This window comes from Alkalithermobacter paradoxus (genome assembly GCA_002029295.1).
GTDB lineage: Bacteria > Bacillota > Clostridia > Peptostreptococcales > Peptostreptococcaceae > Alkalithermobacter > Alkalithermobacter paradoxus.
On sequence record MZGW01000002.1, the window covers coordinates 1 to 21,249 of the forward strand.

General features: G+C 42.8%; 26 protein-coding genes. All 26 read left to right on the plus strand.

What is annotated here, in order from left to right:
- Nucleotides 1–99: 99 nt before the first annotated feature.
- Nucleotides 100–1,986 (plus strand): virulence-associated E family protein, encoded by a 1,887-nt coding sequence (locus tag CLOTH_RS02935; protein ID WP_331721981.1) that lies wholly within the window; start codon nt 100–102, stop codon nt 1,984–1,986.
- Nucleotides 1,987–2,204: 218 nt separating this feature from the next.
- Nucleotides 2,205–2,486: a VRR-NUC domain-containing protein gene (locus CLOTH_RS02940; protein WP_079411104.1), complete on the plus strand. Its 282-nt coding sequence runs from the start codon at nt 2,205–2,207 to the stop codon at nt 2,484–2,486.
- On the plus strand, nt 2,467–3,828 hold the full coding sequence (locus CLOTH_RS02945; RefSeq protein WP_050355259.1) for a DEAD/DEAH box helicase: 1,362 nt from the start codon (nt 2,467–2,469) through the stop codon (nt 3,826–3,828). Before CLOTH_RS02940 ends, CLOTH_RS02945 begins: the two co-directional genes overlap by 20 nt.
- On the plus strand, nt 3,828–4,046 hold the full coding sequence (locus CLOTH_RS02950) for a hypothetical protein (RefSeq protein WP_050355260.1): 219 nt from the start codon (nt 3,828–3,830) through the stop codon (nt 4,044–4,046). The genes CLOTH_RS02945 and CLOTH_RS02950 overlap by 1 nt, the downstream gene beginning before the upstream one ends.
- Nucleotides 4,043–4,453, plus strand: a complete 411-nt coding sequence (locus tag CLOTH_RS02955) for a DUF1492 domain-containing protein (protein ID WP_035150326.1) — start codon at nt 4,043–4,045, stop codon at nt 4,451–4,453. Before CLOTH_RS02950 ends, CLOTH_RS02955 begins: the two co-directional genes overlap by 4 nt.
- 154 nt (nt 4,454–4,607) lie before the next feature.
- Nucleotides 4,608–4,967, plus strand: coding sequence for an HNH endonuclease (locus tag CLOTH_RS02960; RefSeq protein ID WP_079411108.1), 360 nt, complete (start codon nt 4,608–4,610; stop codon nt 4,965–4,967).
- A 111-nt stretch (nt 4,968–5,078) separates the two neighbouring features.
- Nucleotides 5,079–5,630 carry a P27 family phage terminase small subunit gene (locus tag CLOTH_RS02965; RefSeq protein WP_024400905.1) on the plus strand — a complete coding sequence of 184 codons (552 nt, stop codon included), beginning with the start codon at nt 5,079–5,081 and terminating at the stop codon, nt 5,628–5,630.
- A 17-nt stretch (nt 5,631–5,647) separates the two neighbouring features.
- The gene (gene metK, locus CLOTH_RS02970) at nt 5,648–6,829 is read left to right on the plus strand and encodes a methionine adenosyltransferase (RefSeq protein WP_024400904.1); all 1,182 of its coding nucleotides are present in this window, start codon (nt 5,648–5,650) and stop codon (nt 6,827–6,829) included.
- Nucleotides 6,804–8,045: a site-specific DNA-methyltransferase gene (locus tag CLOTH_RS02975; protein WP_079411111.1), complete on the plus strand. Its 1,242-nt coding sequence runs from the start codon at nt 6,804–6,806 to the stop codon at nt 8,043–8,045. The genes metK and CLOTH_RS02975 overlap by 26 nt, the downstream gene beginning before the upstream one ends.
- A 101-nt stretch (nt 8,046–8,146) precedes the next feature.
- On the plus strand, nt 8,147–8,935 hold the full coding sequence (locus tag CLOTH_RS02980) for a virulence protein (RefSeq protein WP_079411113.1): 789 nt from the start codon (nt 8,147–8,149) through the stop codon (nt 8,933–8,935).
- A complete protein-coding gene (locus CLOTH_RS02985) occupies nt 8,935–9,162 on the plus strand; it encodes a DUF4314 domain-containing protein (RefSeq protein ID WP_019155121.1) in 228 nt (75 codons plus the stop codon). The genes CLOTH_RS02980 and CLOTH_RS02985 overlap by 1 nt, the downstream gene beginning before the upstream one ends.
- A gap of 135 nt (nt 9,163–9,297) precedes the next feature.
- The gene (locus CLOTH_RS02990) at nt 9,298–10,197 is read left to right on the plus strand and encodes an amidoligase family protein (protein ID WP_079411115.1); all 900 of its coding nucleotides are present in this window, start codon (nt 9,298–9,300) and stop codon (nt 10,195–10,197) included.
- Nucleotides 10,198–10,235: 38 nt separating this feature from the next.
- A complete protein-coding gene (locus tag CLOTH_RS02995) occupies nt 10,236–10,694 on the plus strand; it encodes a gamma-glutamylcyclotransferase family protein (protein ID WP_018664387.1) in 459 nt (152 codons plus the stop codon).
- Nucleotides 10,687–10,875, plus strand: a complete 189-nt coding sequence (locus CLOTH_RS03000) for a DUF5049 domain-containing protein (protein WP_012102988.1) — start codon at nt 10,687–10,689, stop codon at nt 10,873–10,875. Before CLOTH_RS02995 ends, CLOTH_RS03000 begins: the two co-directional genes overlap by 8 nt.
- Nucleotides 10,876–10,963: 88 nt before the next feature.
- Nucleotides 10,964–12,568, plus strand: a complete 1,605-nt coding sequence (locus tag CLOTH_RS03005; RefSeq protein WP_041700827.1) for a terminase large subunit — start codon at nt 10,964–10,966, stop codon at nt 12,566–12,568.
- 50 nt (nt 12,569–12,618) lie between these two features.
- Nucleotides 12,619–13,863, plus strand: a complete 1,245-nt coding sequence (locus tag CLOTH_RS03010) for a phage portal protein (protein ID WP_012102986.1) — start codon at nt 12,619–12,621, stop codon at nt 13,861–13,863.
- Entirely contained in the window at nt 13,864–14,559 is a 696-nt protein-coding gene (locus CLOTH_RS03015) for a head maturation protease, ClpP-related (RefSeq protein WP_079411117.1), read from the plus strand. It abuts the gene before it with no gap.
- 19 nt (nt 14,560–14,578) lie between these two features.
- Nucleotides 14,579–15,784: a phage major capsid protein gene (locus CLOTH_RS03020; RefSeq protein WP_012102984.1), complete on the plus strand. Its 1,206-nt coding sequence runs from the start codon at nt 14,579–14,581 to the stop codon at nt 15,782–15,784.
- 12 nt (nt 15,785–15,796) lie between these two features.
- Complete coding sequence (locus CLOTH_RS03025) at nt 15,797–16,177, plus strand: head fiber protein (RefSeq protein ID WP_079411118.1); 381 nt, start codon at nt 15,797–15,799, stop codon at nt 16,175–16,177.
- A 19-nt stretch (nt 16,178–16,196) separates the two neighbouring features.
- Nucleotides 16,197–16,514 carry a head-tail connector protein gene (locus tag CLOTH_RS03030; RefSeq protein ID WP_012102982.1) on the plus strand — a complete coding sequence of 106 codons (318 nt, stop codon included), beginning with the start codon at nt 16,197–16,199 and terminating at the stop codon, nt 16,512–16,514.
- A gap of 3 nt (nt 16,515–16,517) precedes the next feature.
- Complete coding sequence (locus CLOTH_RS03035; protein ID WP_079411120.1) at nt 16,518–16,853, plus strand: head-tail adaptor protein; 336 nt, start codon at nt 16,518–16,520, stop codon at nt 16,851–16,853.
- A 5-nt stretch (nt 16,854–16,858) separates the two neighbouring features.
- Nucleotides 16,859–17,290: an HK97 gp10 family phage protein gene (locus tag CLOTH_RS03040; protein WP_035150353.1), complete on the plus strand. Its 432-nt coding sequence runs from the start codon at nt 16,859–16,861 to the stop codon at nt 17,288–17,290.
- A complete protein-coding gene (locus tag CLOTH_RS03045) occupies nt 17,287–17,628 on the plus strand; it encodes a hypothetical protein (protein ID WP_079411122.1) in 342 nt (113 codons plus the stop codon). Before CLOTH_RS03040 ends, CLOTH_RS03045 begins: the two co-directional genes overlap by 4 nt.
- A 3-nt stretch (nt 17,629–17,631) precedes the next feature.
- On the plus strand, nt 17,632–18,222 hold the full coding sequence (locus CLOTH_RS03050) for a major tail protein (RefSeq protein ID WP_012102978.1): 591 nt from the start codon (nt 17,632–17,634) through the stop codon (nt 18,220–18,222).
- Between the two features lie 11 nt (nt 18,223–18,233).
- On the plus strand, nt 18,234–18,620 hold the full coding sequence (locus CLOTH_RS03055) for a hypothetical protein (RefSeq protein WP_012102977.1): 387 nt from the start codon (nt 18,234–18,236) through the stop codon (nt 18,618–18,620).
- Between the two features lie 202 nt (nt 18,621–18,822).
- Nucleotides 18,823–21,243, plus strand: a complete 2,421-nt coding sequence (locus CLOTH_RS03060; protein WP_079411124.1) for a phage tail protein — start codon at nt 18,823–18,825, stop codon at nt 21,241–21,243.
- Nucleotides 21,244–21,249: the final 6 nt, after the last annotated feature.

The window sequence follows — 21,249 nt, forward strand, 5'->3', positions numbered from 1 at the left end:
GTCTATTTCAGTATTAATGTTCATCTTTAGAATCATATTCATCACCCATTAATACTATAAAAAATCTTGTTAGTGTTGTACATAAAAATATTAGCAACTTTGTACAATGTTATTTTAGCATTAATATTTGTCTATGAAGAGCAGGATGGGGAACTGCTTGACCCTGATGTTTATCTTTCAAAATATCAAAACTGGCGGGATACATCAACTTGGCCAGTATCAAGCAGGCAGTCTGAAGTTTTAAATCGCAGTCTTAAAGAGCAAGCAGACCCGCTTTTAAAGGAAGGTGTGGTAGGAACATTCTGTCGTGCCTATCCCGTACGTGAAGCAATTGAGAAATTCTTAGGTGCAGTTTATGCCCCTTCTGCTATGGAAGGACGATACGATTATATTCCAGCTGATAGTAGTGCCGGTGTGATTATCTATGATGATAAATTCGCATACAGCCACCATGCTACAGACCCAGCAAGTGGATTACTCCTCAATGCTTTTGATCTCGTTCGTATTCATAAATTCGGTTCTTTAGATGATAAAGCTTCTACCACTACAGCTCCTGGTAAGATGCCATCTTTTGTGGCAATGTGCGAGTTTGCTATAAAAGATGAAAGAGTAAAAGCTGAGTTTTCTAAGGAAAGACAGGCACAGGCTGAAGAGGAGTTTAGTGATGAGGATTGGCAGACAGCTTTGGAATTGGATAAGCAAGGCCGAATAAAAGACACTCTAGACAACATCGTTTTGATTATTCGTCATGACAAGGAATTACAGCATATAGCTTTTAATTGCCACCGTGATGGTATTGATGCCAAAGGTGGCCTGCCTTGGGAACAGATCAAGGCGGGTTGGAATGATTCAGATAATGCACTTCTTAAAGTGTATTTAAGCAGCAAATACGGAGTTTATTCACCTACCAAGACCAAGGATGCTGTGTTAGCGGTAGCGGCTGAACGAGCCTACCATCCTGTTAAGGAGTACCTGGACTCCCTGCCAAAATGGGATGGAATTAGTCGAGTAGATAATCTATTAATTGATTATTTCGGTGCAACAGATAATTCCTATACAAAAGCAGTCATCCGCAAAACGATGGTTGCAGCGGTAGCCCGCATTTATAGACCAGGCACAAAGTTTGATAGTGTCCTTATCTTAAACGGTCCTCAAGGTATCGGTAAGTCAACCTTCTTTGCAAAACTTGCTGGAGATTGGTTTTCAGATAGTTTGACCATTACGGACATGAAAGATAAATCTGGAGCTGAGAAACTTCAGGGATATTGGTTATTGGAACTGGGTGAGCTTGCTGGTATGCGTAAGACCGATGTGGAAATTGTGAAGTCTTTTATTTCGAGGGCAGATGATAAGTACCGGGCAAGTTATGGAGTCAATGTGGAGAGCCATCCCCGTCAATGTGTGATTGTAGGTTCTACAAATGCAGAAAGCGGGTTTCTTCGAGATATAACCGGCAATCGAAGATTCTGGCCAGTCCGTATTAGCGGTAATGGTAAAAAGAAAGCTTGGCAGATGACTAAAGAGGAAGTACAGCAGATTTGGGCAGAGACACTAGTGCTTTATGAGAAGGGAGAAAAACTCTACCTTGAAGGTGATGATGCATCCATGGCAACTAGTGAGCAGGCAGATGCCATGGAAACAGATGAACGAGAAGGATTGGTTCGTACCTATCTGGATACTCTTTTGCCGGATGATTGGGACACTATGTCTTTATACGAGCGTAGAAATTTCCTCGGCGGTAGCGAATTTGGCGGCGGCACCCGTGTTGGAACAGTAAAAAGAACCCTTGTCTGCAATATGGAGATTTGGTGTGAATGTTTTGGAAAAGATGCATCCTCAATGAGAACATCTGATTCTTATGCCATCGGCGCCATTATGAGAAAGATCAGTGGGTGGAACAAGTACACCGGGAACAAGAACGGAACAATCAATTTCCCTATCTATGGAAAGCAACGAGCTTATTCCCGAACCGAGGAACAAAGCTAGTTGTACCTTACCTTGTTCTCATACTGGTTCTTTCCCCAAAGCTAGTAATCAAAAGGAAAATCTACGGTTCGGAACAAGTGGAACAAGAAGTATCCTATTATTTATAAATAGTAAAAAAGAAGAAAGTGTAGCCTGTGCATACACGCATACGCGCGCGTATAGGGAAAATGGGTCAAAGTTGTTTTCTTGTTCCGAGCCTTTTTATATGGGAGGTATTTATGCTTGAAAAATATATCGAAAAGAAACTGGTGGCTGAGGTAAAAAAGATGGGAGGTATTGCAGCAAAGTTTATTAGCCCAGGTTTGGATGGGATGCCAGACCGCCTAGTGCTTTTACCACTTGGAAAGATGGCATTTGTGGAATTAAAGGCTCCCAGAAAGAAACCTCGTCCACTACAGATTAGAAGAATAAAGCAATTACAGAAGTTAGGCTTTACCTGCTATGTCATTGACGATGTTGAGCAGATTGGAGGGATACTGGGTGAAATACAATCCTCATAAATATCAAACATATGCTACGAATTTCATACTTGAGCATCCCATAGCAGCGGTGTTTTTAGAGATGGGTCTTGGCAAAAGCGTAATCACTTTAACTGCTATATTTGATTTATGTCTTGATAGTTTTGAAATTGGAAAGGTTCTGGTCATTGCCCCTCTAAGGGTAGCAAGGGATACTTGGCCAACTGAGATAAACAAATGGGAGCATTTAAAAGGACTGGAGTATTCAGTGGCTATTGGAACAGAACAGGAGCGGTTAGCAGCTCTTAGGAAACCAGCAAGTGTCTATCTTATAAACAGAGAAAATGTTGACTGGTTAGTAAACAAAAGTGGCATTCCTTTTAATTATGACATGGTGGTAATCGATGAGCTATCATCCTTTAAGTCCTATGGAGCAAAAAGATTTAAGAGTTTACTAAAAGTCAGACCTAGGGCGAAACGCATCGTGGGTCTTACAGGTACTCCATCCAGTAACGGGTTAATGGATTTGTGGGCAGAGTTTCGTATTCTCGACATGGGTAAAAGACTCGGCAGATACATAACTCACTACCGCAATTCCTTCTTTACTCCAGATAAACGTAATCAGCAGATTGTATTTTCATATAAACCATTACCTGGGGCAGAAGATGCCATATATCGGCTCATTTCAGATATTACCATTTCAATGAAGTCGGTTGATTTTCTGAAAATGCCAGAGTGCGTGATCAATGAAGTGCCTGTGTATCTAAATGACAAAGAGCAATCCGTATATGATCGCTTTCGTGAAGAGATGGTTCTTGAATTTGCTGATGAAGAAATAGATGCCATGAATGCGGCCGTCCTTTCAGGGAAACTCCTGCAAATGGCAAACGGTGCGATCTATGATGATGATAAAAATACCCATATTATTCACAACCGCAAGCTAGATGCTCTTGAGGATTTAATTGAAGGTGCAAACGGCAAACCTGTGCTTATTGCCTATTGGTATAATCACGATTTAGAGCGTATTAAGAAAAAATTCAATGTCAGAGAAATTAAGACTTCCAAGGATATCAAGGATTGGAACAACGGCGATATTTCTGTAGCGGTTATCCATCCTGCATCAGCGGGACACGGCCTTAACTTACAAAGTGGTGGTTCAACGCTTATCTGGTTTGGACTTACATGGAGTCTTGAACTCTATCAGCAAACCAATGCGAGACTTTGGAGACAAGGACAAAATGAGACAGTGGTAATCCATCACATTGTTACAAAAGGAACGATTGATGAAGATGTGATGAGAGCCTTGAAACGAAAGGAAAAGACACAGTCCGATCTTATTAACGCTGTCAAAGCAAATCTGGGGAAAGCGAGGGGTGTTGTATGATGGATGCATTTGAAAAACTGGCAAATGCCATTATTCTACAGGCGGTCAAGGATTATCGTTTTGCTCTGAAAAGACTAGCAAAATACCCTCGCAATGATTCTGCTAGATATACGAAAGGTGAGATTGAGCGTTTCTTTCATTCCGGGTATTTCACTACCCTAACATCCCTCGATCCTGAGATGCTAATTAAAAAGCTACATGAGGAGGTGGTGCGATGACGGCAAAGGAATTCTTGAAACAAGCATATCGCTTAAATGAGTTGATTAATTCCGATCTAGAGGAGTTACAAAATCTAAGGGAACTCTCAAGGAGTGTTTCATCTCCTGTTCTTGAGGAAAAAGTCAGTAAAACAAAAAGTACTGATCCACCTTTTGAAAAATACGTGATTAGAATAGTAGATTTGGAGAAGCAGATACAACAAGAGGTGGAACGTTTAATAAAGCTTAAGTCAGATATTCGTGAAGCGATTAACCAGATGGAAAACGTGGATGAGAAGCTGCTTCTTCGCTACCGTTACATTAACTTTCTTAACTGGGAAGAAATCTGTGTCAACCTTAATGTTTCTATGAGAACTGTGCATAGACTTCACTCATCAGCCTTGCAGCATTTAAAGGTGCCTAAATAAAAGTTGGCACACTTTGGCACAGGTTGGCATACGATGACACTGTTTGTCCGTAGTGAAAGTTATATAATGGTAGTATGGAATATTAGCAAACAGAAGCCTTCACGGGAACATTTCTCCTGCGAGGGCTTTTTCTATGGGCAAAAGGAGGTGCAGTATGCCAAAGAAACCTAAGCGACCGTGCTCTTACCCTGGTTGCCCAGAGCTGACTGACAGTCGCTTTTGTGAAGAGCATGGTAAGAAGGAAGCTGCACGATATGAAAAGTATGATCGTGACCCAGCAACCCGTAAGCGTTATGGTCGCGCTTGGAAAAGGATACGTGACCGCTACATTGCAGCTCATCCTCTTTGTGAGGAATGTAAACGACAAGGGAAGCTGACCCCAGCAAATGAAGTCCATCACATTCTTCCTCTTGCAAGAGGAGGGACTCACGATAGAAGTAATCTGATGGCTCTTTGTACTTCTTGCCACTCTGCTATCACAGCAAGAGATGGAGACCGCTGGGGAACCCGGTAGGGGGAGTCAAATCTCCACAGCTTTTCATTTGTGTAACGGGCGTGGGGTAACGCGTGAAAATTCGCGGTTTCAAACAGGGTAATAGACCCATCAACGAAAAGAGGTGAGTGAATGGCCAAAGATGGAACAAATCGTGGCGGTGCCCGTATAGGCTCTGGTCAAAAAAAGAAACCACTTGCTGATAAAATTGCACAGGGTAATCCAGGTAAGAGAAAGCTAGAAATTATCGACTTCCAAAATACCGCTGATTTAAAGGGGCAGGAAATGCCAAAGCCAAGGGCCATGCTCTCAGCGGTGCAAAAGGACGGGAAAACCCTAGTAGCCAGCGAGATTTATGAAATTACTTGGAAATGGCTTGAGGAGCGAGGCTGTGCCCATTTGGTGCTCCCACAGCTTCTAGAACGATATGCCATGAGTGCGGCCAGATGGATACAGTGTGAGGAGGCGGTAACTGAGTTTGGCTTTCTTGCCAAGCATCCAACTACCGGCAATGCTATTCAAAGTCCTTATGTAGCTATGAGTCAGAACTTTATGAGTCAGACAAACAGATTGTGGATGGAGATTTATCAAATCGTTAAAGAGAATTGTGCTACAGAGTATTCTGGTTTAAACCCACAGGACGATGTGATGGAGCGACTGCTATCTGCCCGCAGAGGAAAATAAAGATGAGGAGATATATAATGAGTAAAAGATATTTAACAGCTGAAAGTGTATGTGCCGGACATCCTGATAAACTATGCGACATCATAGCAGATAGCATTTTAGAAGCATGTTTACGTAAAGACAAAGCATCACGTGTCGCTTGTGAGGTAATGGCAACCAAAGGGAAAATTATCGTGGCGGGCGAAATCTCCTGCAGCGAGAAAATAGACATCCGATACATTGTTAGGAATGTCCTTAAAGAGATTGGATACAACCCTCTTAAATTCTTGATTTATGTATTTGTACACAAACAAAGTGTAGATATTGCAACTGGCGTGGATACTGCACTGGAAGTAAGAAATGGAATAAATGAACAGTATGGTTCGATAGGTGCTGGAGACCAAGGAACTGTGTATGGCTATGCTACAAAGGAAACGGGAGAAATGCTTCCCCTACCCCTTGTACTATCTCACAGGATTGTAAAGAGACTGGATGATTGCCGAAAAGGGAAACTGATAAAAGGTATACACCCAGATGGTAAAGCACAGGTGACGGTGGAATATGAAGGGGACACTCCAGTGCGAATAAAGACTATTGTGATATCGGTACAGCATGATAAGAATAAAACACAGGAAGAACTTAAGACAGATATCCTTAACAATGTCCTATGGCAGTGCTTTGAGGATTTCCCATTTGATGATGAAACAGAAATTCTCATTAACCCCTCTGGTAGATTTGTCGAAGGTGGTCCCGCTGCCGATACAGGCTTAACTGGTAGAAAAATTATGGTTGATACCTATGGAGGACTTGCATCCCATGGAGGTGGCGCACTTAGTGGTAAAGACCCCACCAAGGTTGACCGAAGTGGTGCCTATATGGCTCGGTACATTGCAAAGCATATCGTCTGGTGTGGTTATGCAAAGAGATGTGAAGTTAGTATATCCTATGCCATTGGTAAGGCAAATCCTGTAGCCTTTTCTGTAAATACCCTTGGCACAGGTATTGTTTCTGACGAAATATTAACTCTTGCTGCACAGGAGATTTTCAATTTAAGACCTGCGGCAATCATAGAGAAGTTGCGTCTAAGGAATGTGATTTACTCTGACACAGCTGTTTATGGTCACTTTAATAGTTGTCTATTCCCGTGGGAGGATGTAAATAAGTACAGTGAATTTAGAAAGGCGGTGGAAAAGTATGTTGATAGAGAAGATAAAAACTAAACAACTCATCCCCGCTGAATATAACCCAAGGAAGGATTTAAAACCGGGTGATCCGGAATATGAGAAACTTAAACGCTCCCTTGAGGAGTTTGGATATGTAGAACCCGTAATATGGAATAAGACCACAGGCAGAGTCATCGGAGGTCATCAGCGTTTGAAAATCCTGCTGAGTATGGGCATGGATGAGATAGAATGCGTAGTTGTTGAAATGGATGAGCAAAAGGAGAAGGCGCTGAACATTGCACTAAATAAAATAAGTGGTGATTGGGATAAAGACAAATTAGCACTTCTCATCACGGACTTAAATGCTTCAGACTTTGATGTGTCTTTGACAGGTTTTGACCCAGGAGAGTTGGACGATCTTTTCAAGGATTCCCTTAAGGATAATATAAAAGAAGATGATTTCGATGTAGACAGCGAGCTGAAAAAGCCCGCTGTTTCGCATTTAGGGGATGTTTGGCTACTTGGGCAGCATCGATTAGTCTGCGGAGACAGTACAAAGAAAGACACCTTTAATGTCTTGATGGATGGGAAAACTGCTAATTTGGTAGTTACGGACCCTCCATATAATGTTAACTATGAAGGCACTGCTGGAAAAATCAAAAATGACAATATGGCTAACGAAGCGTTCTACGATTTCCTGCTTGCAGCATTTCAGAACACCGAAGCAGCGATGGCAAAGGACGCTTCTATTTATGTATTCCATGCGGATACCGAAGGACTCAATTTTAGAAGAGCATTCTCCGATGCAGGATTTTATCTTTCCGGTACTTGTATTTGGAAAAAGCAGTCCCTTGTTCTTGGTCGCTCTCCTTATCAGTGGCAGCATGAACCTATTCTCTTTGGGTGGAAAAAGAAAGGCAAGCATAACTGGTATTCCGATAGAAAGCAGACCACCATCTGGGAATTTGAGAAACCGAAGAAAAACAGTGATCATCCTACGATGAAACCTGTTGCACTTGTGGCCCACCCTATTTTGAATTCAAGCCTTTCTAATTGTATCGTGCTTGATCCTTTTGGAGGTTCAGGAAGTACACTGATTGCTTGTGAGCAGACAGATAGAATCTGCTACACCATTGAACTGGATGAAAAGTACTGTGATGTCATTGTGAAAAGGTATATTGAGCAAGTTGGAAACTCAGACAGTGTGTTTCTCTTAAGAGATGGTTCGAAAATCAGATATTGTGACCTGCCGGACGTTGCTACCGCCGATTAATGGAAGAGTCTTTTCTACAGAAAGATGTTCTAAATGACTTGATATTAACAGCCTTTAGAGTGATATATGTATGTACCGAAAATAGAAAGGCGGTATGAAAAATGCAGATAAACTATAATGTCACAGGAGCAAAAAGAAAAGAGTTAGTCAATGCAATCAGCCAAAAACTGAATGCTCCTGCAAGATATCTTGGAGCGCCTACATTTGCATATGAAGTGGCAGACTACAACATTGACAAAAACGGGGTAGTCAGAGGACCAGATAATTCTGAACTGGTTAATGATCTATTAGGCCTTCATAACTTTAAGGCGGTTACAGAAGAATTTGACACACCACTTCCAAAAGCAGAGCCTGTTCTTGAAAATATTCAAGTTCCCAATGAAGCGGCTCTTGGGGATAGGGTAAGTCCAAATAGTGATTACGAAGAACCTCCCGTATATAGCGAATCAGATGAAACCGAAGAAACTGTTAATTTAATTATCCATATGCCGAGGGAGGGTTTTAGCGAAACTGCACTTGATAACCTAAAAGGATTGGTAGAAAGCAAAGAAACCCTTATAAAGAAAGCACTTGATACTGACTCTATTCCCATTATCGTAAATGAGGAATTTGTAACCTTCCCTTGGTTCCAAAGTGAGTGTTCCGCAGAGGAGGTTAAGGCTTATACCCACTTTGTAACAGCACTTTGTGAAATGGCAAAGAAACAGACCCGCGTCAACTCGACCGAGAAATCAGTGGAGAATGAAAAGTACGCTTTCCGTTGTTTCCTTCTAAGACTTGGCTTTATCGGTCCAGAATACAAAACAGAACGAAAAATTCTCCTCTCGAAACTGTCGGGTAGCTCTGCCTTCAAAAGCGGAAGTGCCAAGCATCAGGAGGTGAGTGAATAATGAATATCATTCACCCAGAAATGCTAAAGCAACTTAGAAGTTATTACACTCCAGGAACTCGTGTCATGCTACTTAAGATGAATGACCCTTATACCAAGCTTCAGCCAGGAGATAAAGGTACGGTTACTAGCGTTGATGATATGGGAACTATCCACGTCAGTTGGGATTCAGGCAGTTCCCTTGGAGTGGTTTTTGGAGAGGATTTATGCAAGAAAATCGAAGAATAAAAATACACATTTTAAGCCCAATATGGCAGTAAATATGTAGATTTGTATTGCAGAATTGTCTTGCTATATAAGCCTTTTAGAGTGATATATGTACATGCCGAAAGGACAAACACACTTTAAAAGGAGCGAGACACGATGTTAAGTGCAAAATTCGGGATTGAGATTGAATTTACAGGGATTACAAGGGAAAGGGCGGCTAGAGTCGCTGCAGAGTTTTTGCAAGGCATTTACAGTGAAGGCGGGACTTACTACGACACCAAGAAGGTAAAAACTTCAGATGGTCGAGTGTGGAAGTTTATGTACGATGGGAGCATCAACTGCCAAAGAAAAGAAGGTAGAAGAAAAGTAGCTGCAGGTAGAGATTATAGTGTTGAGCTGGTTAGCCCAATACTAACCTATCGGGAGGACATTGAAACTTTGCAAGAGCTAGTAAGAAAGCTTCGCAAAGCTGGAGCCTTTACAAATACATCTTGCGGAATTCACATTCATCTAGACGGTGCTGAACATACCCCACGAAGCATTCGAAACTTTGTAAATATTATTGCAAGTAAAAATGACTTATTTTATAAAGCACTTCAGATTGCACCGCAGAGAATGAATTACTGCAAAAAGATGGACAGCATTTTGGTTGAGAAGATAAACCGTAAAAAGCCTAGAACCATGAGACAAATTGAGGACATTTGGTACGAGGGCTACAGCGAGAGTAGAAACACTCATTACCACAACAGCCGCTACCATTTCCTCAACCTTCACAGCTTTTTTACCGGAAACCATACAGTTGAACTTAGAGGGTTCAATAGCGAACTTCATGCAGGAAAGATAAGAAGCTACATTGTTCTAGCACTTGCCATCAACCACCAAGCCTTAACACAAAAGTGTGCATCAGCAAAGAAACCGCAGGTGGAAAACGAGAAATTTGCCATGAGAACCTATCTAAACCGGATTGGTTTCATTGGGGATGAATTTGCAAACTGCAGAGAACATTTGACAGCAGCACTTTCGGGTTCAGCTGCATGGCGGTTTCGGGCGGCCTGAGCTGCCCCTAACCCACAAAGCTAAGAAGGAGGATTACAATGAAGAATAAATTATATCTTGCCTATGGCTCCAACCTTAATCTAAAGCAAATGGCAGACAGATGCCCCACAGCGAAGGTGGTAGGAGCAAGTCAAATCAATGACCACCGCCTATTATTTCGAGGGGCACACGCGGGCGCTGTGGCGACAATCGAGCCTTTTGAGGGTGGCAACGTACCAGTTTTAGTTTGGGAGATTACACCGACCGATGAAGCGGCACTTGACCGTTACGAGGGATGGCCGTTCCTTTATCGAAAGGAAACAATAAAAGTGAAGTTGGGAAGCAAAACCGTCAAGGCGATGGTCTACATCATGAATGATGGTAGACCGCTTGGACAGCCGAGTTGTTATTATTACAGTACAATTTTAGAAGGCTATAAGAGTGCGGGCTTCGATGTGGAAATCCTGCGCAAAGCTACAACTGATTCAATAGAATCGGAGGAGGTAGCCAATGAATGAGATAATTAAGCAACAAATCCTTTCCATCCGAGAAAGTGGAGTCACAAATATGTTTGATGTGGACCGAGTACAGTATGAGGCAAATGAACGAGGGTTTTATGAATTGGTAGTCTATTTAATAGACCATAAAGCAGAATATGCCCATTTCATACTGACGGGTGAAGTGGATATAAAGAAATAACTAAATCTAAATAGGATAGAGAAAAGGGCTTCATCTATAGGATTGAGGCTCTTTTCTTATGTCCTTTTCCATAAAAGGGGCGGTATTTATGCGGAAACTGAAGAAATATAAGCCGACCGCCTTTATAGCTGAAGGGTCATATTACGATAAGGACGCTGCTGATTACGCTGTGGCTTTTATCGAAGCACTCTCCCATACGAAAGGTTCATGGGCAGGCAAGCCTTTTGAACTTATCGACTGGCAGGAACAAATTGTCCGTGATTTATTCGGTATCTTAAAACCTAATGGATACCGGCAGTTTAACACGGCTTATATAGAAATACCTAAAAAGATGGGAAAAAGCGAGCTTGCAGCAGCAATCGCACTTCTCCTCACTTGTGGAGATGGTGAAGAACGAGCAGAGGTATACGGTTGTGCCGCAGATCGCCAGCAGGCATCAATTGTATTTGAAGTAGCAGCCGATATGGTGCGGATGTGTCCAGCGCTGAATAAACGAGTGAAGTTGCTGGCTTCAACTAAACGACTGGTGTACCTGCCGACCAACAGCTTTTATCAGGTATTGTCGGCTGAAGCCTATTCAAAACACGGCTTCAATATACATGGTGTTGTTTTTGATGAACTTCATACTCAGCCAAATAGGAAACTATTTGATGTTATGACAAAAGGGTCTGGTGATGCGAGAACCCAACCGCTATATTTTCTTATCACCACTGCAGGGACGGATACCCAGAGTATCTGCTATGAAACACACCAAAAAGCGGTTGATATTATTGAGGGCAGAAAATACGATCCTACTTTTTATCCCGTAATCTACGGTGCCAAAGAAGAGGATGATTGGACTGATCCTAAAGTATGGAAGAAAGCAAATCCAAGCTTAGGAATTACAGTAAGTATCGATAAAGTTAGAGCCGCTTGTGAAAGTGCAAAGCAGAACCCTGCTGAGGAAAATAGCTTTCGACAGCTGCGTCTGAACCAGTGGGTTAAGCAATCTGTCCGTTGGATGCCAATGGCAAAGTGGGATGCCTGTGCGTTTCCAGTAAAACCAGAGAGCCTTGAAGGTAGAGTATGCTATGGAGGACTTGATTTATCCTCTACCACTGACATTACAGCCTTCGTGCTGGTGTTCCCACCGGAAGATGAAACAGATAAATATACCGTTCTCCCGTATTTTTGGATGCCGGAGGATAATATTGACCTCCGAGTTCGACGAGACCACGTGCAATACGACCTTTGGGAGAAGCAAGGCTATATTTTAACCACCGAGGGAAATGTAGTCCATTATGGATACATTGAAAAATTCATTGAAGAACTGGGGGAAAAGTACAACATTCGAGAGATTGCTTTTGACCGCTGGGGCGCTGTTCAGATGGTGCAAAATCTTGAAGGGTTAGGCTTTACTGTAGTTCCTTTCGGTCAAGGTTTTAAAGATATGTCACCACCTACAAAGGAACTTATGAAGCTGACATTAGAAGAAAGAATAGCACACGGCGGGCATCCAGTACTACGGTGGATGATGGATAACATCTATATAAAAACAGATCCGGCTGGAAATATAAAACCGGACAAGGAAAAAAGTACAGAAAAAATAGATGGAGCAGTGGCAACTATTATGGCACTCGACCGCGCCATCCGCTGTGGACCAGGTAATAGTGGAGACTCGGTGTATGACGAGAGAGGTTTAATAATTCTATAAATTTCAATGATTGTTTGTGGTGTAATTCTTTCAATTTGGAGGTGAGGCCTATGAATTTATTAAAAGGACTGTTTCGTTCAAGGGACAAACCGCAAAACCGTGTGGGTAGCGCATTTTCCTTCCTATTCGGCGGTACATCATCTGGCAAAACAGTAAATGAGCGTACTGCAATGCAAGCAACAGCGGTGTATGCCTGCGTAAGAATACTAGCTGAAGCTATTGCTGGACTGCCACTACATGTATATAGATATCGTTCTGATGGAGGTAAAGAAAAGATTCCTTTCCACCCTTTGTATTACCTTCTTCATGATGAACCAAATCCAGAGATGACTTCATTTGTGTTTCGAGAAACACTGATGAGTCATCTTTTACTTTGGGGTAATGCTTATGCACAGATAGTTCGAAATGGTCGTGGCCAGGCAATTGCGCTTTATCCCCTACTTCCTAACAAGATGGAAGTAAGTCGAGCATCAAATGGTGAACTGGTTTATACCTACTACCGGGATACAGACGAAAGTGGCCTGAATCCAAAGGGAGGCTATGTCACACTTCGCAAAGATGATGTACTTCACATACCAGGTTTAGGTTTTGATGGACTCATTGGCTATAGCCCTATTGCTATGGCAAAAAATGCAATCGGTATGTCACTTGCTACTGAAGAGTACGGTGCGGCATTCTTTGCTAATGGAGCCAATCCCGGCGGTGTGCTGGAGCACCCGGGAGTAATTAAAGACATACAGAGAGTGAAGGATAGCTGGAATAGTGCTTACCAAGGCACAGCTAAGGCACATAAAATCGCTGTATTGGAAGAGGGCATGAAGTTTCAAGCCATCGGTATACCTCCAGAACAGGCTCAGTTTTTAGAAACACGGAAATTTCAAATCAATGAGATTGCAAGGATTTTCCGTGTGCCTCCCCATATGGTGGGAGATCTTGAGAAATCTAGCTTCTCTAATATCGAGCAGCAGTCTTTGGAGTTTGTAAAATACACTCTCGATCCGTGGGTGGTGAGATGGGAGCAAAGTCTCCAGCAATCGCTTATTTTGCCTTCTGAGAAAACATCAGTATTCATCAAGTTCAATTTAGATGGTCTGCTGCGCGGCGATTATCAAAGCCGAATGAATGGCTATGCTATTGGGCGGCAAAATGGCTGGATGTCAGCTAATGATATCCGTGAATTGGAGGACATGAACCGTATCCCAGCTGAGGAAGGTGGCGATTTATATCTGGTTAACGGAAATATGACGAAATTGGCTGACGCAGGAGCGTTTGCCAAAACCGAAGGAGGTCAGTAAATGAAGAAGTTCTGGAATTGGGTGCGAGATTCTGATGAAGGGCGCACTCTCTATTTAAATGGAGTGATATCCGAAGAAACGTGGTGGGGTGATGAGGTCACACCTAAGATGTTCAAAGATGAACTGCTGGCTGGCACCGGTGATATTACAGTGTGGATTAACTCTCCTGGCGGGGATGTGTTTGCAGCAGCTCAGATTTACAACATGCTTATGGACTATACAGGAAAGGTCACTGTAAAAATTGACGGGCTTGCGGCAAGTGCAGCTTCCGTTATTGCAATGGCGGGTGGAGATGTATATATGTCGCCGGTATCCATGATCATGATTCATAACCCTTCGACCATTGCCATCGGTGACAGCGAGGAAATGTTGCGAGCAAAGGCTCTATTAGATGAAGTTAAGGAAAGTATTATTAATGCCTATGAGTTAAAGACTGGTCTTTCCCGAACAAAGCTTTCTCATCTGATGGATGCAGAATCATGGATGAATGCAAATAAAGCCATCGAACTTGGTTTTGCAGATAAGATCATGTTTATGGAAAATGAAACACCGGATTTGGCAGATAGCCTTATCTTTAGCAGGATGGCGGTTACCAACTCACTTATTAGTAAACTACCTAAAAAACAAAAACAAAAACAAAAAACAGGTACACCTATAGAGTCGCTGGATAAGCGGCTTTCTTTAATTTCTCACTAATTTAAAGGAGGAAATAACAATGAGTAAAATTCTTGAATTGCGCGAGAAACGCGCTAAGGTTTGGGATGCGGCGAAGGCATTCCTTGATTCAAAACGTGGCGGTGATGGATTGTTATCCGCAGAGGACACACAAACCTATGAAAAGATGGAAGCTGAAGTTGTTGCACTTGGTAAAGAAATAGAACGTTTGGAACGTCAGGCGGTTATTGACTTAGAACTTTCCAAAGCCACTAGTAGCCCTATTACAAACACACCGTCCAAACATGCTGAAGATAAGACAGGACGTGCGTCTGCAGAGTACAAGAAAGCATTCTGGAATGCTATGCGTACTCGTGCAGGTGAAGGCCTTGATGTAAACGTAAGAAATGCCCTTCAAATCGGTACAGACTCCGAGGGTGGTTATCTTGTGCCTGACGAGTTTGAACGTACCTTAGTAGAGGCTCTTGAGGAAGAGAACATTTTCCGTTCACTGGCCAATGTTATCAATACATCTTCTGGCGATAGGAAAATTCCTGTTGTAGCTACAAAAGGTACTGCTTCCTGGGTGGATGAAGAAGGCACTATCCCAGATAGCGATGATAGTTTCGGACAGGTTTCTATAGGAGCTTACAAACTCGCTACCATGATTAAAGTTTCCGAGGAACTTCTCAACGATTCTGTGTTCAATCTTGAAGCCTACATCTCTAAGGAGTTTGCTAGACGTATCGGTAACAAAGAGGAAGAGGCGTTCTTTACCGGTGATGGATCTGGAAAACCGACAGGTATACTTGCTTCTACAGGTGGTGCCCAAATTGGTGTGACTACTGCAGGTGCTACGGCAATTACTATGGACGAGGTACTTGATCTGTTCTATTCACTAAAGGCACCTTACCGTAATAAGGCTGTATTCGTTATGAACGACGCCACTGTAAAAGCAATCCGTAAACTAAAGGATGGTCAAGGACAATATCTATGGCAACCTTCCTTACAGGCAGGTACACCGGATACTATCCTCAATCGACCATTGTATACTTCTGCATATATGCCAACTATTGCTGCAGCTGCAAAGAGTATCGCATTTGGTGATTTTAGTTATTACTGGGTAGCTGATCGTCAGGGTCGTGTATTTAAGAGACTTAATGAACTTTATGCTGTTACTGGCCAAGTAGGCTTTGTTGCTACTCAGCGTGTGGATGGAAAATTAATTCTACCTGAAGCCATAAAAGTACTTCAGCAGAAAGCTTAATGGAGGTGCGTTATGAGCTATAACACAAAGAATTATACCGAACAAGGCGGAGAGAAAACTGTTATAGGCGGAACACTTGAAATCAAGGAAGGAGCCTCGGTAACGGGGCTCTCCGCCGATCCGCTTCTCGTGGCAACAGAGGAGACTCTCGGTGGTGTAAAAGCCGCCGCTGCTGATGAGGGTGATACTGTCGAAATAAAAATTGGTGAAGATGGTAAGCTGTATGCTCCAACATATCCTACCGATGCTACGGAGTCAGTCTCTGGGCTGGTAAAAATGGCTGCTAATCAAGCCGACAGCATAGCCGAGGATACAGCCACTCTTGTCACGGATTTTAATGCTCTGCTCGCTAAACTAAAAGCGGCTGGGTTAATGGCTGCAGACGAAGAATGACCGGAAGGAGGCGGACGGCATGACAACTGATAATCTTCTTCCTAAAGTAAAAGCAAATCTGATCCTGACGCATGACGCAGACGATGGACTTCTGCTGCATTACATCAAAGCCGCCGTCTCTTATGCGGAAAGTTATCAGCATGTTGCTGAGGGTTATTACACTGAAAACATCATGCCCCCAACAACTGAACAGGCAGTAATCATGCTGTCGAGTCATTTCTACGAAAGCAGAGATGGCTCGACGGCTGGTTTCTTCGCCGATAGCGTACAAGCGGGGCAGCAGGTTTGGAACACAGTGAACCTACTACTTAGACTAGACCGGGATTGGAAGGTGTAAATTATGAGTTTTGGAAAGATGAACACCTTTATTGATATCATCAGTACAGAGCCTATTAAAGACAAGGATGGTTTCGCTGCTATAGGCGATAACACACTTGCCAGTGTACGTGCCTACAAGGAAGATCGGCATGGCAGTGAGCGGTGGGCAAATAGGGCATCATTTTCTTCTGCAACTTCCCTATTTAGGTTTAGAAAAATATCTGGCCTTAGGGTGACCAGTGAAATGGTCATCGTTTGTGATGATGGCAGATATCAGATTTTAAGTGTTGATGATGTTAGAAACCGAGGTATGTATGTCGAGGTTTTAGCAGAAAAGATAGAACCAACCGTGAGGTGATGGATATGGCAAAAGTGAATATAAAGATGCCAGAAGAATTCCTTTTAAAGGTATCACGATTAGCTGACCAGACCGATGTAATTCTTCCTAAGGTTCTGGAAGTTGGCGGTGAAGTGGTATTGGATAAAGTTAAGGGAAATCTAAGTAAAGTGATTGGTAAGAATACAAAATATCCATCCAAAAGCACTGGGGAGCTACTATCTTCACTAGGACTTTCAAGTGCAAAGCAAGATAGAAACGGAAACTTCAATGTTAAAGTTGGCTTTGCCGAGCCACGTTCTGATGGTGAGAGCAATGCTAAAATTGCCACAATCATTGAATATGGTAAGCATGGTCAGCCTGCAAAACCCTTCCTAAAGCCTGCGAGAACTGCATCTAGGAAACCTTGTATCAATGCGATGATCGCAAAGCTAGAGGAGGAGATTGATAAAATATGAATATCTTAGAGGAGCTAAATACACTTCTGACAGCAATACCTATCCCCGTAGAAACCGGGGTTTTTTCAGGTTTGGCACCGGATGAGTACGTGGTGATACTCCCACTTTCGGATGTTTTTGAAGTTCATGCGGATAACCGACCTGGCTTTGATGTGCAGGAAGCACGGATATCACTATTTTCCAAGAGCAACTACTTAGAGCGGAAGAGACAGATTACAGCGGCTTTGTTAAACGATGATTTTACAGTGACTGAGCGTAGATATATTGGTCACGAGGATGATACTGGATATCATCATTACGCCATCGACGTGGCGAAAAACTATGGAATGGAGGAATAACATATGGCAACTATCGGTTTGGATAAACTGTACTATGCAAAAATAACCGAGGACTCAAATGGCGAGGAAACCTACGGTGTGCCTTCGGTACTCGCAAAAGCCATTACTGCCGAACTTTCGGTAGAATTGGTGGAAGCAATTCTGTATGCCGATGATGGTGCTGCCGAGGTTGTGAAGGACTTTAATAGCGGTACACTCACTCTCGGTGTAGATGACATTGGCCCGACAGTAGCAGCAGATCTAACTGGTGCGTCCACCGACGACAACGGGGTATTAATTTCTGCAAGTGAGAGTGTAGGTACACCTGTTGCAGTGGGGTTTCGTGCGCAAAAGGCCAATGGAACATATCGATATTTTTGGTTGTATCGCGTTAAGTTTGGACTACCAGCGACCAACTTACAGACAAAAGCGGATTCCATTACCTTTTCTACACCTACTATTGAAGGAACAGTTATGCGTAGGAACAAGCTGGATGGGTTGGGCAAGCACCCATGGAAAGCAGAAGTCACAGAAGGTGACCCCGGTGTTTCATCGTCCACCATAACAGGCTGGTTCACTGAAGTTTATGAACCCGTATATACACCTGAACCATAGGAGGAGAAATGATGGATAATGAGAGAAGTGCCACAATCAAAATAGGTGACAAAGAGTATGAACTGGTTTTAACTACACGTGCAACAAAGGCAATTGCTGGTCGTTACGGTGGTCTTGAAAATCTTGGAGAAAAACTGATGAAATCAGAAAACTTTGAGATGGCACTGGACGAGATAGTTTGGCTAATCACATTGCTTGCAAACCAGTCCATTTTAATTCGTAATCTTAAAAATAAGAACGCACCAGAAGAATTGTTGACAGAGGAAGAAGTGGAGCTTCTTACCTCACCGCTTGATTTGGCGGAATATAAAAGTGCAATCACCGAAGCAATGTTCAAAGGTGCAAAGCGCAACGTGGAAAGTGAGGAAGAAACTCCAAAAAACATGGAAGTCGGGTAACGGACGCTGAAGTCTTTACCCGACTTTATTATTATGGAACAGTTCAGATGGGCATGGACGCAGAGGAATTCTGGCTTATGCCAATTGGACTGTTTTTTGATTTATGGGCTTGCCACAAGCAATGGCATGGGATCGAAAAGCCGAAGAAAACTCGAACGATTGACGATATTATCCCACCAGGCATATAGGAGGAGGTGAAGGTATGGCGGACAATTTTGGATTGAAAATAGGCGTCGAGGGCGAGCGTGAGTTTAAGAACGCCCTGCGAGATATCAATCAGTCCTTTAAGGTGCTGGGCAGTGAAATGGCACTTGTGACCAGTCAGTTTGATAAAAACGATAAATCCATCCAGTCGGTCACTGCTCGTAATGCGGTTTTGAATAAAGAAATCGACGCACAGAAAGAAAAGATTTCAACCCTTAAGGCCGCTCTTGATAATGCCACCTCCTCTTTCGGTGAAAATGACCGCCGAACTCAAAACTGGCAGATTCAGCTGAACAGAGCTCAGGCAGAACTCAATAATATGGAGCGTGAACTTCAGCAGTCTGCGGTTGAAGCAGATAATCTCGGTGAAGAGTTAGACAACTCAGGCAAAAGTGCGGAAGATTCTGGAGGTAAATTTGAAAAGCTTGGTGGTATACTCAAGGGCATCGGTGTGGCTATGGGCACAGTTGCAGTTGCTGCTGGAGCTGCTGCTATAAAATTGGGTAAAGAGGTAGTTACCCAGTTTGGGGAATTGGAGCAAAACCTAGGTGGCTCAGAAGCAGTCTTTGGAGCGTATGCTGCTTCAATTCAAAAAACCGGTGAAGAAGCCTATAGAAATCTCGGAATTTCCCAAAGTGAGTATTTGGCAACAGCTAATAAAATGGGTGCATTGTTCCAAGGCTCTGGCATTGAACAGCGAAAAAGTCTTGAATTGACAGAAAAAGCGATGCAACGTGCAGCAGATATGGCATCCGTTATGGGTATAGATATGTCCGCTGCCATGGAAGCGGTTACGGGAGCGGCAAAAGGCAACTTTACCATGATGGATAACTTAGGTGTTGCCATGAATGCTACAAACATCGAAGCTTATGCTCTTGCTAAGGGACTAGATTTCACTTGGAATACCGCTACACAAGCGGAAAAAGCGGAAGTCGCAATGCAGATGTTTTTTGAGAACACACAGCAGTATGCCGGAAACTTTGCGAGAGAGTCAACTGAGACCATTTCTGGTTCTATTGGGTTATTACAAGCTGCACTTGGCTCTTTTACAGCAGGACTCGGTAACGCTAATGCAGACATGACAAATTTGACGGAAAATCTTGTGGATGCATTCCGTGCAGTCGTTAAAAATATCGTGCCTGTTTTAGAAAACATCGTAACCGCACTCCCGCCTGCGTTCGATGCAATTTTAACAGCAATAGGTGACCTGCTTCCGATGTTGTTGGAAACTGTCACGAGCCTGTTCACGCAAGTGTTGGAGACACTCTTGAACTTATTGCCTGAACTGATTCCAGCGGCAGTAGATGCAGTAATGACGATTGTCGGTGCGTTGATTGATAATCTTCCACTGCTCATAAATGCAGCAATAGAACTGGTAACCGCACTTGTGGAGGGTATTGGCATGGCTCTACCGCAACTCATACCCGCAGCAGTTTCGGCAGTCACGCAGATTGTTCAAGGATTAATGGATAACCTACCACTTATTTTGGATGCCGCTTTGCAGTTGATTATAGGATTAGCACAGGGATTGGTAGATGCAATACCTCAACTAACATCATCCTTACCTGTCATCATAAAAGCAATAGTGGATTTTATAGTTGAATCCATTCCACAGATTATTGATGCTGGTATTCAATTATTGACTTCATTGGTTACAGCACTGCCTACTATCATCACAGCAATCGTGGAAGCAATCCCGCAGATTATCGACAGTATTATCAGTGCAGTTATTGGGTCAATTCCATTGATTATAGATGCGGGCATACGTCTATTAATATCACTCATACAGGCACTCCCACAAATTATCACTACTGTGGTTGGGGCTATTCCGAAAATAATAACATCCTTGGTAAACGCTATTGTAGGTAACATCGACAAGATCATCTTGGCCGGTGTTCAGCTGTTTGTGGCATTAATTGCGAATCTTCCAAGGATAATCGTAGAGATCGTCAAGGCTGTACCTCAGATTATCTCAGGATTGGTCAATGCTTTTACCAGTTATATAAGCCAGATGGCTAAAGTAGGTGGAAACTTAATCAAAGGTCTGTGGCAAGGTATTTCAGATGCAGGTGCATGGCTATGGAGTAAAATCTCTGGATTTTTCGGCAATGTTGTATCAAAGATTAAGAATTTCTTCGGCATCAGTTCACCTTCAAAGCTATTTGCTGGAATTGGCCACAATATGGGTGAAGGTATTGGTGTAGGTTTTGAGGATGCAATGACAGCAGTTTCAAGGGATATGCAAAATGCTGTACCAACTAGTTTTGATTTTAATTACAGAGGTTTATCTGGGCAAGGGAATGCCAATGGTACAAGTATCACTCAAAATATCTCTGTTGTGTCACCAAAGCCTCTATCTGAAAAAGAATTAGCCAGGGAATTCAAAAATCTGTCTCGCAAACTGGCACTAGAATATTAAAGGAGG

Coding starts and splice junctions, on each gene's coding strand:
- CLOTH_RS03045 (WP_079411122.1), top strand. CDS start 17,287: ATGAATATCTTAGAGGAGCTAAATACACTTCTGACAGCAATACCTATC.
- CLOTH_RS03055 (WP_012102977.1), top strand. CDS start 18,234: ATGGATAATGAGAGAAGTGCCACAATCAAAATAGGTGACAAAGAGTAT.
- metK (WP_024400904.1), top strand. CDS start 5,648: ATGAGTAAAAGATATTTAACAGCTGAAAGTGTATGTGCCGGACATCCT.
- CLOTH_RS02950 (WP_050355260.1), top strand. CDS start 3,828: ATGGATGCATTTGAAAAACTGGCAAATGCCATTATTCTACAGGCGGTC.
- CLOTH_RS03050 (WP_012102978.1), top strand. CDS start 17,632: ATGGCAACTATCGGTTTGGATAAACTGTACTATGCAAAAATAACCGAG.
- CLOTH_RS02955 (WP_035150326.1), top strand. CDS start 4,043: ATGACGGCAAAGGAATTCTTGAAACAAGCATATCGCTTAAATGAGTTG.
- CLOTH_RS02985 (WP_019155121.1), top strand. CDS start 8,935: ATGAATATCATTCACCCAGAAATGCTAAAGCAACTTAGAAGTTATTAC.
- CLOTH_RS03015 (WP_079411117.1), top strand. CDS start 13,864: ATGAAGAAGTTCTGGAATTGGGTGCGAGATTCTGATGAAGGGCGCACT.
- CLOTH_RS02980 (WP_079411113.1), top strand. CDS start 8,147: ATGCAGATAAACTATAATGTCACAGGAGCAAAAAGAAAAGAGTTAGTC.
- CLOTH_RS03040 (WP_035150353.1), top strand. CDS start 16,859: ATGGCAAAAGTGAATATAAAGATGCCAGAAGAATTCCTTTTAAAGGTA.
- CLOTH_RS03035 (WP_079411120.1), top strand. CDS start 16,518: ATGAGTTTTGGAAAGATGAACACCTTTATTGATATCATCAGTACAGAG.
- CLOTH_RS03025 (WP_079411118.1), top strand. CDS start 15,797: ATGAGCTATAACACAAAGAATTATACCGAACAAGGCGGAGAGAAAACT.
- CLOTH_RS03000 (WP_012102988.1), top strand. CDS start 10,687: ATGAATGAGATAATTAAGCAACAAATCCTTTCCATCCGAGAAAGTGGA.
- CLOTH_RS02995 (WP_018664387.1), top strand. CDS start 10,236: ATGAAGAATAAATTATATCTTGCCTATGGCTCCAACCTTAATCTAAAG.
- CLOTH_RS03030 (WP_012102982.1), top strand. CDS start 16,197: ATGACAACTGATAATCTTCTTCCTAAAGTAAAAGCAAATCTGATCCTG.
- CLOTH_RS02965 (WP_024400905.1), top strand. CDS start 5,079: ATGGCCAAAGATGGAACAAATCGTGGCGGTGCCCGTATAGGCTCTGGT.
- CLOTH_RS03005 (WP_041700827.1), top strand. CDS start 10,964: ATGCGGAAACTGAAGAAATATAAGCCGACCGCCTTTATAGCTGAAGGG.
- CLOTH_RS03060 (WP_079411124.1), top strand. CDS start 18,823: ATGGCGGACAATTTTGGATTGAAAATAGGCGTCGAGGGCGAGCGTGAG.
- CLOTH_RS02975 (WP_079411111.1), top strand. CDS start 6,804: ATGTTGATAGAGAAGATAAAAACTAAACAACTCATCCCCGCTGAATAT.
- CLOTH_RS02960 (WP_079411108.1), top strand. CDS start 4,608: ATGCCAAAGAAACCTAAGCGACCGTGCTCTTACCCTGGTTGCCCAGAG.
- CLOTH_RS03010 (WP_012102986.1), top strand. CDS start 12,619: ATGAATTTATTAAAAGGACTGTTTCGTTCAAGGGACAAACCGCAAAAC.
- CLOTH_RS03020 (WP_012102984.1), top strand. CDS start 14,579: ATGAGTAAAATTCTTGAATTGCGCGAGAAACGCGCTAAGGTTTGGGAT.
- CLOTH_RS02990 (WP_079411115.1), top strand. CDS start 9,298: ATGTTAAGTGCAAAATTCGGGATTGAGATTGAATTTACAGGGATTACA.
- CLOTH_RS02940 (WP_079411104.1), top strand. CDS start 2,205: ATGCTTGAAAAATATATCGAAAAGAAACTGGTGGCTGAGGTAAAAAAG.